16 protein-coding genes are annotated in these 12,631 nt (G+C 30.7%); 8 read left to right on the forward strand and 8 right to left on the reverse strand.

Annotation, left to right across the window (positions count from 1 at the left end):
* Positions 1-12: 12 nt before the first annotated feature.
* The 3 genes from BSF42_RS00515 to BSF42_RS00525 all read right to left on the reverse strand — a co-directional run bounded on the left by BSF42_RS00515 (position 13) and on the right by BSF42_RS00525 (position 2,780).
* Positions 13-621, reverse strand: a complete 609-nt coding sequence (locus BSF42_RS00515) for a hypothetical protein (protein ID WP_095951170.1) — start codon at positions 619-621, stop codon at positions 13-15.
* Between the two features lie 139 nt (positions 622-760).
* Positions 761-1,765: a phosphotransferase gene (locus tag BSF42_RS00520; RefSeq protein WP_095951171.1), complete on the reverse strand. Its 1,005-nt coding sequence runs from the start codon at positions 1,763-1,765 to the stop codon at positions 761-763.
* Positions 1,766-1,883: 118 nt separating this feature from the next.
* Entirely contained in the window at positions 1,884-2,780 is an 897-nt protein-coding gene (locus BSF42_RS00525; RefSeq protein ID WP_095951172.1) for an AraC family transcriptional regulator, read from the reverse strand.
* A 255-nt stretch (positions 2,781-3,035) separates the two neighbouring features.
* Here BSF42_RS00525 and BSF42_RS00530 point away from each other — a divergent pair, with 255 nt between their 5' ends.
* The 5 genes from BSF42_RS00530 (at position 3,036) to BSF42_RS00550 (ending at position 5,651) form a co-directional block, all read left to right on the forward strand.
* Complete coding sequence (locus BSF42_RS00530) at positions 3,036-3,446, forward strand: cupin domain-containing protein (protein ID WP_095951173.1); 411 nt, start codon at positions 3,036-3,038, stop codon at positions 3,444-3,446.
* Positions 3,447-3,516: 70 nt separating this feature from the next.
* Positions 3,517-4,185 (forward strand): carboxymuconolactone decarboxylase family protein, encoded by a 669-nt coding sequence (locus BSF42_RS00535; RefSeq protein WP_253250949.1) that lies wholly within the window; start codon positions 3,517-3,519, stop codon positions 4,183-4,185.
* A 119-nt stretch (positions 4,186-4,304) separates the two neighbouring features.
* Entirely contained in the window at positions 4,305-4,652 is a 348-nt protein-coding gene (locus tag BSF42_RS00540) for a putative quinol monooxygenase (RefSeq protein WP_253250950.1), read from the forward strand.
* Positions 4,653-4,764: 112 nt separating this feature from the next.
* Positions 4,765-5,124 (forward strand): VOC family protein, encoded by a 360-nt coding sequence (locus BSF42_RS00545; protein WP_095951175.1) that lies wholly within the window; start codon positions 4,765-4,767, stop codon positions 5,122-5,124.
* 65 nt (positions 5,125-5,189) lie between these two features.
* Positions 5,190-5,651: a MarR family winged helix-turn-helix transcriptional regulator gene (locus tag BSF42_RS00550; RefSeq protein WP_095951176.1), complete on the forward strand. Its 462-nt coding sequence runs from the start codon at positions 5,190-5,192 to the stop codon at positions 5,649-5,651.
* A gap of 161 nt (positions 5,652-5,812) precedes the next feature.
* On the opposite strand, the gene BSF42_RS00555 is transcribed toward BSF42_RS00550, so the two are convergent.
* Positions 5,813-6,343 (reverse strand): hypothetical protein, encoded by a 531-nt coding sequence (locus BSF42_RS00555; protein WP_095951177.1) that lies wholly within the window; start codon positions 6,341-6,343, stop codon positions 5,813-5,815.
* A gap of 153 nt (positions 6,344-6,496) precedes the next feature.
* On the opposite strand from BSF42_RS00555, the gene BSF42_RS00560 reads away from it, so the two are divergent.
* Positions 6,497-7,081 carry an HD domain-containing protein gene (locus BSF42_RS00560; RefSeq protein ID WP_095951178.1) on the forward strand — a complete coding sequence of 195 codons (585 nt, stop codon included), beginning with the start codon at positions 6,497-6,499 and terminating at the stop codon, positions 7,079-7,081.
* Positions 7,082-7,128: 47 nt separating this feature from the next.
* On the opposite strand, the gene BSF42_RS00565 is transcribed toward BSF42_RS00560, so the two are convergent.
* From BSF42_RS00565 to BSF42_RS00575, 3 genes are all read right to left on the reverse strand, one after another.
* Positions 7,129-8,187 carry a serine hydrolase gene (locus BSF42_RS00565; protein WP_095951179.1) on the reverse strand — a complete coding sequence of 353 codons (1,059 nt, stop codon included), beginning with the start codon at positions 8,185-8,187 and terminating at the stop codon, positions 7,129-7,131.
* Between the two features lie 230 nt (positions 8,188-8,417).
* On the reverse strand, positions 8,418-9,503 hold the full coding sequence (locus BSF42_RS00570; protein ID WP_095951180.1) for a serine hydrolase: 1,086 nt from the start codon (positions 9,501-9,503) through the stop codon (positions 8,418-8,420).
* A 70-nt stretch (positions 9,504-9,573) separates the two neighbouring features.
* Positions 9,574-10,146 (reverse strand): hypothetical protein, encoded by a 573-nt coding sequence (locus BSF42_RS00575; RefSeq protein WP_095951181.1) that lies wholly within the window; start codon positions 10,144-10,146, stop codon positions 9,574-9,576.
* A gap of 126 nt (positions 10,147-10,272) precedes the next feature.
* On the opposite strand from BSF42_RS00575, the gene BSF42_RS00580 reads away from it, so the two are divergent.
* Positions 10,273-10,668, forward strand: coding sequence for a VOC family protein (locus BSF42_RS00580; RefSeq protein WP_095951182.1), 396 nt, complete (start codon positions 10,273-10,275; stop codon positions 10,666-10,668).
* A 12-nt stretch (positions 10,669-10,680) separates the two neighbouring features.
* On the opposite strand, the gene BSF42_RS00585 is transcribed toward BSF42_RS00580, so the two are convergent.
* Complete coding sequence (locus BSF42_RS00585) at positions 10,681-11,898, reverse strand: hypothetical protein (RefSeq protein WP_095951183.1); 1,218 nt, start codon at positions 11,896-11,898, stop codon at positions 10,681-10,683.
* 154 nt (positions 11,899-12,052) lie between these two features.
* Here BSF42_RS00585 and BSF42_RS00590 point away from each other — a divergent pair, with 154 nt between their 5' ends.
* Positions 12,053-12,622, forward strand: a complete 570-nt coding sequence (locus BSF42_RS00590; RefSeq protein WP_095951184.1) for a Crp/Fnr family transcriptional regulator — start codon at positions 12,053-12,055, stop codon at positions 12,620-12,622.
* Positions 12,623-12,631 lie beyond the last annotated feature (9 nt).

The following is a 12,631-nucleotide window of genomic DNA, read 5'->3' on the forward strand; positions in this document are numbered from 1 at the left end:
TACTAAAACTCCTTAATTTCTTAAGGAGTTTTTTTTTATGGCTATATTTCCACAATGTATTTCTTTACCATTAATTGTATAAGTAAGATTTTTTCCGTTTAGACTAAGTCCTGTTCGTAAAGTTCCTTTAGCACCTTCAACCACGCAGAGCATTACAACATAAAAGCCAGTTGATTCTTTCGAATTAATGATTCTTTCTAATGAAGCTGCTGTATAAATATTAGTATCTAAAAAAGATTCTAAATCTGTTAAGCCATAATTAAACAAGGACATTTTCTCAGGAACCATCGTATCAGGAGGTATCACTATTTTAAAGTATTTGCCAAGTAAAGAGGGTACATCATATGAATTTATAGGAAAGTCAATTTTCAATTCCAGAATATTATCCGTTTCGTTTATTATTCTAGTCCAAAAAACGGCATAACGATAAACTTCGCCATTAGGAGCAGTATATTTCATTCCGCCTCTCGGGAAGCTGTTTTGTATTATTAGACTTGCGCTTTTAGAATCATTATACTCATATTTAGTATAAATGTCTTTGTTATTAATCGTACTCAAACGCTTTTTAATATGGTCATTTTTTACCAAATGAAACGTTTCAGCCTCAGCTTTATTTTTCATGGATTCGTTCCCTTGTTTACAGGAAAAAAGTAGAGCCATCAAAATCAATATTAATATATTTTTTTTCACTTTTTTAATGTAATTCTATTATGCCAATTCTTTACCAGTATTTTTTACAATTAATCAATCTCAGTCGCTTTTAAATTATATTTTGTTCAATTTCAATATTATTATAGGCAGCCCAGCGTTTTAAGTTACCTACAAATCTTTTTAGATGATCCTCGTTTAGAAATATATTTGTCCAATATTCAAATCTATCACATTGAATACTGATGTAATAATTCATAATGGCCAGGCAGAGGTAGGGAAGTATTCTTTTTTCCTCTTCAGATATTTTAGTCACATTTTCATAACCTTTTAAAAAGCTCTGGGCTTTAATTAAATAGTCATTCTCATTGAGGTTGGTCGAAAAAAGCTGAAACAAGAAATAAGAAATATCAAGACATAACCAGCCATTACCGCAAAAATCAAAATCAAAAAAAGTTACTTGGTTTTCTTCATCGATATGCATATTATCAAACCAAACATCAAGATGAACGGCTCCAGATCTTATTTGTTTTTCATCAACATTATCAAACTTAATTTTTAGAAAGCTCGATAAAGCGTCTAAAAATAAAATTTCACCTGATGTTTTGTTGAAAAAAAGCTTTGTTCTTGTAAGGGACTCATCAAGTAAAGTCTGCGTATTATAAGTTATTCTTGCCAAACTGAACATTTCTGCGGCTTTATGAACTTCGGCTAGTCCTTTACCTATGAAAAAACTCGCATCAGCTGAAAATTTTGCTGTTTTTGAACCCTTTGCGTACGAAAAAAGCACGCCATACCTTTTCCCTTCAGGAGCATTAAATTCCTGAACCAGCTCATTCGATATGTCCTCTATTGGATAGGACACGGATGTATTGCTATTTTTCAGATACAATAAAAGTTTTAATTCTTCGTCTATTTCTACTCGAGTTCTCCAATTGAAGGTGTAGACTCTAAAAACAAACTTTTCATCACCATCCAACACAATATACAAATGGTTCATTGCAGCTCTAAAAAGTTTACATTCTGCAGCTTCACTTAGACCATATTTATCTATAATAAATTCTCTGATTTTATCTGCCGAAAGAATACTATGTGTAACTGAAAATTCTTGTACCATTTTTTTATTTTTATTTTAATTCTGAAGAGGGCAAATGTATAGTTTAGCTCCTTAAGAAATTAAGGAGTTTTTATTTTATGTATAATTCATAATCAATATGAAGCATCAATATGACTCCTTAATTTCCATTCTTATATTCATTGGGTGTCATTCCAGTTTTTTGTTTGAATAGGCGGGTAAAATGTTGTTGATATTTAAATCCAAGTTCATCTGCAATAGTATTTATTGACTTAAGGGGATCAAATATTTTTGATTTTGCTTCATCAATCAACTTAGACTGGATGTAGTCTAGTGCCGTATTTCCTGTTTCTTTTTTTATTAAATCGCCAAAGTAATTGGGAGATAAATGCAGTTGCTCTGCACACCAGTTTACATTTGGCAATCCTAATTTCCGCGGCAGATCAGATTTAAAATAGTTATTGAGTAAATCTTCAAAACGCACTAAAATATCTTTATTAACATTATTTCGGGTAATAAACTGCCTATCATAATATCGCATACAATAATTTAGGAAAAGTTCAATATTGGAAACAATTAATGTTTTACTGTGTTTGTCAATATTTAAATCTATTTCGACCGCGATTTTCTCCAGACAATCATTTATTGTAATTCTTTCTTTTTTAGATAGATGAAGCGCTTCATTAACTTCATAAGAAAAAAAAGAATAATCCTTTATATGTTTTCCAAGTGATGTTCCTGCAATTAAATCGGGGTGAAATACCAGAGCTTTTCCTGCAGGTTTTATAAGTTTACCTTTACTATCGATTCCGTAAACTTGTCCAGGCGAAATAAAAACTAAAGTTCCATCTTCATAATCATAAGGCTGGCAGCCATAACGAATATCTCCGCAGTTAATATATTTTAGAAAAACGGCATAAATCCCCATGTACCTTCTAAAATATTGGTACGTTGGTATTTCATCAAAATTAACAACACTTACCAAAGGGTGCAATGTATCAACCCCAACCGAGTCATTGTATTGTTTAACGGTATCAATTCTTTCAATTTCTTCCATAATCTAAAAAATTACTATACAAATTTAAAGAAACTAAATCATCCTGATTAATCTGATTTGTACTATCAGTAAAAGTGGTAAATAATTCAGTAATCTGTCTACGGCTAAAGCAAATATTAGTGACGAAATTTGTATTCAATGTTATATATCAAATATTTAAAGATGAATTTAATGACAAAACTAAGATGTAAAACACTAATTTTAATAACATTAGTACTATTGACATCATGTAATAACAAAATAATACAGCAAAAAATGAATACAGAAAACACTTCATCGCTTTTTTCTAAAGGAGAAAAATTGACAAACGGATATTTTACTGGAGACGCTTATTTGCAACTTCTATTAGCAAAAGATAAAAATAACGACTTCGTAATAGGAAGCGTAACATTTGAGGCTGGAGCGAGAACAAATTGGCATACCCATCCAAAAGGACAGGTTCTAATCGTAACTGAAGGTGAAGGCTTATATCAGGAAAAAGGAAAACCTGCACAGTCGATAAAAATAGGAGATGTAATAAACATACCCGAAAACACAGAACATTGGCATGGCGCTTCAGCAGATTCAAAAATGGTTCATATTGCTATTACAAATTACGAAGGAGAAGTAAATGCAGTTTGGTTAAATCCTGTTTCAGATGAGGAATATTTGGAGGCTAATAAATAATCTTAAAATGAAAAAAGCGACTATTTATAAAAATCTACTGATTATAATTCTTTTAATAAATATCAATTCAATGAATGCGCAAGATAATAATACACAAAGTTCAAATTTAAATACTCATCAGCAAAGTATGGCTGGTATTGCTGCTTTGTCGGCAATTGGCAACATACAGCAGCTAAAAATTCAATTAAATAAAGGGCTGGATGCCGGACTTACTATTAATGAAATTAAGGAAGCTTTAGTACAGCTTTACGCTTACTGTGGTTTTCCAAGGAGCCTTAATGCAATCAATGCTTTTATGGAAGTTCTGGAGGAAAGAAAAGCAAAAGGAATTAAAGATGAAGTGGGTAGGGAAGCATCTCCAATTACTGATTCTGGCGATAAATATAAGGTTGGAAAAGAAACACTGCAAAAACTAACAGGACGTGAAGAAAAAGGTCCAAAAACAGGTGCGAATGCTTTTGCACCAGCAATTGATGTTTTTCTAAAAGAGCACTTATTTGCCGATATTTTCAGTCGCGATGTATTAAATTACCGTCAGCGCGAATTTGTAACTATTTCAATATTAGCTGCAATGTCAGGAGTTGAACCTCAATTGCAGGCTCATATTTCCATGGGATTAAATACAGGAATTACAGAAGGACAGATTACAGAATTAAGTACAATTATTAAAAAAGAAATTGGGAACGAACAGGCTGAAATACTTAAAAACAATCTTGATAAAGTTCTTCAAAATCGGTAAGAATCAATAATTTCATGAATTTACATATGGCAAATCTTATCCTCAATTTTCGAAACATTTTTTCAAAATGCCCCTTGTCGCATTTAATACTTTTAACCATAATTTTTACTTCCAGTTCTATGTCTGCTCAAAAAAAAGAGATGATGGTTCGTATTTCGGAAATTGAAATTTTTCCGGAATTTTTATCAGAATACAAGGCTATACTTAAAGAAGAATCTTCGGCATCAGTAAAATTAGAACCTGGAGTTTTGGCAATTTTTCCTATGTATCAAAAAAATGATTCAACACAAATAAGAATCTTAGAAATGTATAAAGATCAAGATTCTTATCAATTCCATTTAAAAACGCCGCATTTTCTAAAATATAAAACAACAACCATCAAAATGGTAAAAGCACTCAATTTGGTCGACATGAATACAATTGATTCTGAATCAATGAAATTGTTATTTAGAAAATTGAATGAATAGTATTTTTGAAAGCTAAGCAACATTTTACTAATCAAAAAAGAAAAATTCAAATCTACTTGTTTATTGTTGTCGCGAATACTATATTTGCGACAACAATTTAAATATAGTAAAAATGAGAGAATTAACTTTTGCATCAGTGCAAGTAAAAAATCTAGAAGCATCAAAAAACTTCTACGAGAAAAAATTAGGATTCGAGATTGGAAATACTAATCCGCAAGCCTGTATTTTTAAGTATAATGAAGGGCAGGCAAGTTTTGCCATTCGTACACCGCTCGAACCTATAGAAGGAAAAGAATTAGGAACAGGAGTAGCGCTTTGGTTTGCAGTAGACGAAAATGTAGATGATTTGAAAGAAAAATTCATCGCAAATGAAGTAACTACAGCCGGACCAATTATTGAAACTCCTTTTGGAAGAGCATTTCATGTTAAAGATCTTGACGGTTATAAACTTACTTTTCTAGAAACAAAATAAATGTAATTATTTACTAATTTTAGAAAGAAATTCTGGAAGAAAAACAATTGCTTCAATATCATTTTATGTCTAAAGAAATTAATTTTCATTTTAAAAGTCCAAAGGATAGTCCAGGTTATTTGCTGGGACAACTGACAATGCTTTGGCAGCGTAAACTAAAAAAAGTATTAGATCCGTTAGATTTAACCCAGACGCAATTTGTATTGTTGGCCGCATTAGGGTGGCTTTCAAAAAAAAGTGATTCTGTAACACAAATTGACATTGCCAACCAAAGTAATGCCGACAGAATGATGGTATCTAAAGTATTGCGAACGCTGGAAGAAAAAGCTTTCGTAACGCGACATGAACATCACACAGATACAAGGGCAAAAACAATTCGGCTAACAAATACTGGAGAAAGCGTTTTGCAAAAAGCAATTATTGAAGTTGAAAATGCCGACATTGAATTCTTTTCTATTTTAAATGAAAATCTTCCATCTTTCAATTCTAACATGGTAAAACTTATTGCTATTAATAAGACCGAATAGAAGAAATGTATATGTTATAATGGCCAAAAGCATCGTAAAACCGACTTTGATATAAAAAAAACTCCTTAATTTTTTAAGGAGTTTTTTTTATACTTGTTAAAAAGCATCTTCATCAAAATACTTATATCCTGAACCAGTCATATTCGCAACTGTTTTTAATTCTACCTAAAAGTTTTAGACTTAATATTTTGTCCATCAAATCGTAATGTTTTGATGTAATTACAATCCAAAAAATATTCAATCCATATCGAATCTCCGATCTGGATTTTTTCGTAATATTTTTGATTTATCCAAATGCTTTTATGTTTTTCTTCAACTGCTGAATAAATTTTTATTTGGTGTGAAGTACTATCAGACTCATGTCCTTCAATCGTAACGATTTCTTTTTCTAAAACTATTGTATCGCCCTCAATTTTAGTCTGCGATAGTAAATTCTGCTGTTCTTTTATTGTGTCTAATATTCCCCTAATCGTAAGGTAAATCCAAAGTCCGAAAATAATTAAAACTATTAAAATTAAAAATCCTTTATCCTCTAACTCGTCATTGGTGATGATGGCATAAATACAAAAAGCAGGAAAAACAACCGAAAATAGAGAGAAAATCAACCAGCCTAAGTAGCTCTTCTTGAGTTTTGTTTTCAGGAATTTTATGTCTTCATTAGTAAGGCTCGTAATTTTTAAAGTTTGGGGCATAAACAAGTATTTCTGTGGCTAATATAAACATATCGCATTAATTCAAATTATTTCTGTGTCATTGATTTTTAGTAAAAAAAAATAAAACCTTCAACTGAATTATTGCAGATCTCCAAAAAAAGCAATAAATTACATTAAATCTAAAAAATCAATATGCAAAATATAGAACAACAAAAAGACTGGTCAATAGATGAAATTCAGAATGTTTGGCAATTGGTTTCAAAATTGCATGAAGGGCAAAAATATGGTGGTGTTAATGAAGGAGAAAGGGTAGAATACATTAATCATATCGGAAGCGTTGTTTTTGAAGTCCTAAATGCCGTTCGTTTAACAGAAAATATGAATTCTGATTTAGCTGTTAAATGTGCGATGCTCCATGATACCATAGAAGATACAGCATTTGACTATGAAAAAGTAAATGATTTATTTGGAGGTCAGGTTGCGTCGGGAGTTTTGGCATTAACCAAAAATGAAAACATTGCGGATTCGTTTGAAAAAATGCGTGATAGTTTGAGCAGAATAAAACAACAGCCGATAGAAGTCTGGGCTGTAAAAATGGCCGATAGAATATCAAATTTGTATGAACCTCCATATTATTGGAGTGACGAAAAAAAACTGAAATACATCGAAGAAGCCGAAATTATATTACATGAGCTGCAAGACGGCAACAAATATTTGGCAGAAAGATTAAAAAATAAAATTAAAGAGTATTATCGTTTTTTAAGTTCTTCTAACTAAAAAAATAACCTCCAAATGGCTTCATTTTGGAGGTTGTTTTTTATAAACTATTTCAATACGGTATCATAAATCTGATTCACTAGTTCTTGTCTCATTTTTGAATTTCTTTGATCCAGCAGTATAATAATTCCCCAATTTTGAGCTCTGTTATAACAGATAATAGAGGACTGTCCCATAGAGTCGCCAGATTTAGAATAGATGGTATTCTTATCATCTGTCATGATACCTAAGCCTAATCCTATTTCCCTTTTTTCGTCTTTGTAAAAGATTTTTTCTGTAATTAAAGCTGCTTTACCAACCGCATTATCTTTATTTAAAACAGCCTTTAAATAAGTAACCATATCAGATGTACTTGATTTTACTAATCCTGCGGGCGCTGTAATATTCCAATTAAAGAATTCTTGAATACCTCCTTCAGGATTATGACTTGTTGTGATATTCTTTACATTAAAATCTGTAGTAAAAGTATTTTTCAACTTTAAGGGAATAATTATTTTCTCTCTTATAATTTCATCGTAACTTTTATGATACACTTTTTCAAGTATTTGACCAAGTAAAGTATAACCAATAGTTGAATAGCGATATTTACCATAATCTTTTAGTTCTGTACAATTATTAACTAGAGCAGTCAGCGTTTCTTGGGTAACAATGCTTACAGGCTGTTGTGGATTCAATTCTATCAGCTTTGCAAAATCTATATCAGGTAAGCCGGATTGATGAGATGCCAAGTCTGAAATTTTTATTTTGTTTTTAAGGTTTGGATGCAGTACATACTCTTTGGGAATAAAATTATCTATATAATCATCTGTTTTAATTTTATTCTCATTTACTGCCTGTGCAATTAAATTAGAAGTTAAAATTTTAGTAATAGACGCAATTTCGAAGATTGAGTTTTTATCAATTTTAGTTTGAGTTTCTGCGTTCAAATTACCATAGGAAGTATAGTACTCTTTATTATTTTGAACAAAACCAACACTGATTCCCACGTTGGGATTTTTTTGATAATTACCCTTTATTATAGAATCAATTTTTTTGGTAATATCTTGTCCAAAAGAAATATTACTTATTATTAAAAGCCCTGCTAAAATTTTTACTGAAGTTTTCATAGTATCGTTTTTTGTGTTAGAAATTTATTTCGATACAAATGTGAAAAAGAAACTAGTCTTACGCGACCGACTAAAAAAAGTCGAACGCTTTTCTTTAAAAAATAATAGTACGACTTTTTACAAAAACAGGAAACACTAACTTCAATACCTTAATTTTCAGAGATATATAAAAAAACTCCTTAAATATATTAAAGGAGTTTTCAGCAATTCATTTTTCATTAATTTGAAAACTATTTTTTATTTTTAGAAGTTGAAATGATTTTTTTCTGCAGCACTTCATCATAATTTGTATTAATTAAATCTGCTACAATTCCAGAATTGTTATGATTTAACAAAATCACCAAACCCCAATCTGCCTTTTTATTATAAGCCAGAATCGAAGAACAAGCCATTGTATTTCCTGTTTTATAGAAATAAACATCATCATTTGTTCGCTCCATTTGAAGTCCTAAGCCAATTTCTCTCAGTGTATTTTTATAAAAGGTATTTTCGCTTATTGTCGTCGCTTTTGAAATTTCAGTTTTATTAGATAAAATACTCTTAACCAATTTCGTTAAATCTGATGTATTAGATTTAAGCAGACCTGCCGGCGCAACTACAGTATTCCAATTGAAAAAATCTTGCTGAACGCCTTTATAATCGTAACCTGTTACCATATTTTCAACAGTATAAGAAGAAGTGAACGTGTTTTCCATTTTTGTTGGAACAAGAATCTTTTCTCTAATTAAAGTCTCATAATCTTTTCCATATACCTTTTCTAGTATGGCACCAAGCAATATAAAACTCATATTAGAGTAGCGATAGTTGCCATAATCAATTAATTCTGTTTTCTCATTGATAATAGAATGAACCAATTCTTTACTTATATCTAAAGGCTGTTTCGGATTTAGTTCTGTCAATTTTTTGAAATCTAAATCGGGCAGACCAGATTGATGAGAAGCTAAATCTGAAATTTTTATTTTGTTTTGAAGTTCTTTTGATAGCTTATAATCTTGCAGATATCCATCTATAAAATCATCCACTTTCAATTTACCTTCATTGCTGGCTTGTGCTATTAAATTTCCCGTAAAAAGTTTAGTGATAGAACCAATTTCATAAATTGTTTTTTCATTTACTGGCTGCTTACTTTCTTTGCTTATTTTTCCATAATTAAAAAAGTATTCTTTACCATTATCAAGAAATCCTACACTGATTCCAACTTCTGGATTTTTCTTTGAAATTGACTGGCAAATCGAATCAATTTTCTTTGCAGCAGTTTGTCCATAAGCAGCTTGACATATTATTAATAAGATTAAGATTCTTGAAAGTATTTTCATTGGTTATAGGTTTGGTGTTTAGTTATTTTTTGATTTGTTGTATTTTAAAGGAAGTATTTTGAGTTGATGTTTATTTCGAATCTACTTTTCTAAGCTCATTGAGCATATCATCTAAAAAAGCCTGCTGCTCTTTGTCATCTTTAAAATAACGTTGATACTGTACGCTGCAGCTTTCAATATCAGCAATATTTACTTTATTAAAAGACCAATCGTCGACTTCTTTGACAGTGATGCTTAAACCGTCGGTGCAGCCTTGCCATATTTTAGCAAATTTCGTTTTTTTATCTTCAGTCAATTTGCTGAAATCAGCATAAACAGTATAACCGCGCATTTCAGAATTGAAAAATTTTTCAATCCAATAAATAGGAATACCACCCCAATCTAGGGTTTGTCCTTCGGGTAATTTTATACTCGTTAAGCGCTTTTCGCTCATAGTATGGTCTTGTTTTCCTTTTACAAAAAAGTGTTCATCGTATGTTAACCTGGTTCCTTTAGGCACTAAAATTTTCTTCACTATTATTGGTTCGGTAGTAATAAAATAAGGATAATCTACAGAAGAATTTCCGCCATTTGGACTCAAGTTTCCAATACATCCAGTAAGTATCAAAAGTATTAAGGAGGAAAAAGGTTTTATAAATTTCATAGTTCTTTGTCTATTAAGCTAAGATAGAAAAAACTTACAGAGGCAGTCTATAAATTAGAATTGTTTTCTTAAATCTAGCATAATTTAATTAACTTAGTGTAAATCAATTTAATAAAATCAAAGTTTATGAAAACGAAAATGATATGGGCAAATTTGGTTACGCATGATTTGCAAAAAACAATTCAGTTTTACACAAATCTAGGTTTCGTACAAAACGGAAAAGAAACAGAAGAATTGGTGAGTTTCTCTTTTGGAGACAGCAATTTTATAATTAACTTTTTCACTTCCAAGAGATTTAAAAATGCTCTAAAAGGCAATATAACGAATACTAAATCTGAAAATGAAATCATATTTTCTTTATCGGCCGAAAGTAGGGAAGAAGTAGACCTTTGGCACGAAAAAGTCAAAAAAATTGGTGGAACTATATTTTCAGAACCAGAAAATTTTGAACAAGGTTATACTTTTGGTTTTTCAGATCCAGACGGGCATAAATTTAATTTTCTGTATTGGCCGGGAATGTGATTCAATCTCAATTTATTGAGAATCTTTAAGTTGAATTACTATGCCGCCAAATCTTGCTTCTTGTGCAAAAAACAATTTACCATCAATTATACAATCACAAAATTGGTCGGTATCATTTTCTTTGATAATTTCTCCTTCCTTATTTTTTGTAATTGCCTTGAAACCGCCTGACATTCCGAGGTTTGAAAACTCAAGTACATTTCCATCTGCATCGTATGCGTCTTTAGAAGCACATTCTTGACAAATATACTTTGGATAGCGTCCATTGTAATTCACTGGTTTAAAACAATTAGAACACCACTGTTTTATTTCCTTCTTTTTATACTCGTCACTCCAAACTATTCCCTGCCATTCATTAATTTTTTCATATTCTTTAAATGAAGACTTTTGTTCCTCACGCAATTCATTCAAATATTCCGTTACTTGTTTTGCCAAAACCAATGGTTTATGATCAAAGCCGTAATGTAAGTTATACTTTAAATACCATTTTTCATCTTTACTAAATTCTTTCCAAAATTCATCTATAGTAGAGTAAACAGCGATTTCATCATAGTATAATGACTGCCAATCTTCTTGTTTTGAAGGAAATATATCTCCTTTAGATAAAACAAATTCATCATTTAAGAAAGTAAGTTTAAATGTATCAAAAGCATCATAATAATAAATTATAACATCTTGATTTTTTAACTGATTAATCTGAATCGTGTAGAATGCAGCTAAATTGGGTTTAGCATTATATATTCTTATTCGCTCTTCTAATTCCCTTTCCGAACGATATTTATTTTCTAATAAATTTTCATATTTATCTTCACGAAAAGCAACAGAACGGCTTGAACTTATTAGATCGCCAGAAACATTATCATATAATTCTTCAATGATTGAATCATTATTGTTTTCTGGTTTAAAAACCCTTTGAGTGATCAATTTGTACTTTTTATCGTCACTAATTATTTCAATTTTATTGTAATTGAAATACTCTTTCCACTCTTCACATTCTAAAATACGAAGCGTATTCAAATCAATTTTATATTGTTTGGTTGGAATCACGGTGCCATTATAACCCAGATTTTCCCATTTGGTTTTATCTATAATACTTAGAGATACTATTAAAAGTTTAGATTCATAATCAATGAATGTCTGCGAAAATTCCCAGCCCTCATCGGGTATTATTTCAAAATTGCCGTACTCACATTTCCTAGGCTTGAAAAAACTGCTTTCTATAATTTTCATTTCTCTTATAAAGATTGTTACCGTAAATAAACCAATGCAAAGTAAGAATAATGCCGAAGACGGACTAAAATTTATTAAAAATTAAGCTTTTCAGAATACTATTTTTTTGCCATATGACAAATTTCCATTAAAAACTTATACTTAACTTTCGTGCATGAAAGAATTAGTAGAATACTTATTACAGTTTGGTAATTTAAATCAGCAGCAAATTGATTTAATTTTAACCAAAGCCAAAGAACGAGACATTACTAAAGACGCTTATTTCTCAGAAGCTGGTAAAATCGCTGTAGAAGTTGGTTTTATTGTAGACGGAATAATGAGGGTTTGTTACTATAATAACAAAGGCGAAGAAATAACGAAATATTTTATAGACGAAAATAATCTTGTTGTCGACCTGGAAAGTTTTCAAAATAGTATTTGTTCCTCAGCTTACGTACAGGCTGTTACAGATTGTAAAATGATTGTTTTTTCTAAAAAAGATTGGGAAGAACTCCTGATCACCATTATTGGCTGGGATACTATTGTGCACAAAATTATCTCAAAAGCTTTAATTCAGAAAGTAGCTCGAAGAAGTCCGTTGGTTTCAGAAGATGCTACAACTCGTTATTTATCTTTTATGGAAATGTTTCCAAAAGTTATTAATCGCGTACCGCTTTCATATTTGGCTTCTTATCTCGGAATTACACAATCTTCTTTAAGCAGAATACGAAAAAATATTCGCTAAAATCGCTTT

This window comes from Flavobacterium sp. ACN6 (genome assembly GCF_002304005.1).
GTDB lineage: Bacteria > Bacteroidota > Bacteroidia > Flavobacteriales > Flavobacteriaceae > Flavobacterium.

Coding starts and splice junctions, on each gene's coding strand:
- BSF42_RS00530 (WP_095951173.1), top strand. CDS start 3,036: ATGAATACAGAAAACACTTCATCGCTTTTTTCTAAAGGAGAAAAATTG.
- BSF42_RS00520 (WP_095951171.1), bottom strand. CDS start 1,765: ATGGTACAAGAATTTTCAGTTACACATAGTATTCTTTCGGCAGATAAA.
- BSF42_RS00570 (WP_095951180.1), bottom strand. CDS start 9,503: ATGAAAATACTTTCAAGAATCTTAATCTTATTAATAATATGTCAAGCT.
- BSF42_RS00545 (WP_095951175.1), top strand. CDS start 4,765: ATGAGAGAATTAACTTTTGCATCAGTGCAAGTAAAAAATCTAGAAGCA.
- BSF42_RS00525 (WP_095951172.1), bottom strand. CDS start 2,780: ATGGAAGAAATTGAAAGAATTGATACCGTTAAACAATACAATGACTCG.
- BSF42_RS00555 (WP_095951177.1), bottom strand. CDS start 6,343: ATGCCCCAAACTTTAAAAATTACGAGCCTTACTAATGAAGACATAAAA.
- BSF42_RS00540 (WP_253250950.1), top strand. CDS start 4,305: ATGTCTGCTCAAAAAAAAGAGATGATGGTTCGTATTTCGGAAATTGAA.
- BSF42_RS00515 (WP_095951170.1), bottom strand. CDS start 621: ATGAAAAATAAAGCTGAGGCTGAAACGTTTCATTTGGTAAAAAATGAC.
- BSF42_RS00550 (WP_095951176.1), top strand. CDS start 5,190: ATGTCTAAAGAAATTAATTTTCATTTTAAAAGTCCAAAGGATAGTCCA.
- BSF42_RS00575 (WP_095951181.1), bottom strand. CDS start 10,146: ATGAAATTTATAAAACCTTTTTCCTCCTTAATACTTTTGATACTTACT.
- BSF42_RS00590 (WP_095951184.1), top strand. CDS start 12,053: ATGAAAGAATTAGTAGAATACTTATTACAGTTTGGTAATTTAAATCAG.
- BSF42_RS00535 (WP_253250949.1), top strand. CDS start 3,517: ATGAATGCGCAAGATAATAATACACAAAGTTCAAATTTAAATACTCAT.
- BSF42_RS00580 (WP_095951182.1), top strand. CDS start 10,273: ATGAAAACGAAAATGATATGGGCAAATTTGGTTACGCATGATTTGCAA.
- BSF42_RS00560 (WP_095951178.1), top strand. CDS start 6,497: ATGCAAAATATAGAACAACAAAAAGACTGGTCAATAGATGAAATTCAG.
- BSF42_RS00565 (WP_095951179.1), bottom strand. CDS start 8,187: ATGAAAACTTCAGTAAAAATTTTAGCAGGGCTTTTAATAATAAGTAAT.
- BSF42_RS00585 (WP_095951183.1), bottom strand. CDS start 11,898: ATGAAAATTATAGAAAGCAGTTTTTTCAAGCCTAGGAAATGTGAGTAC.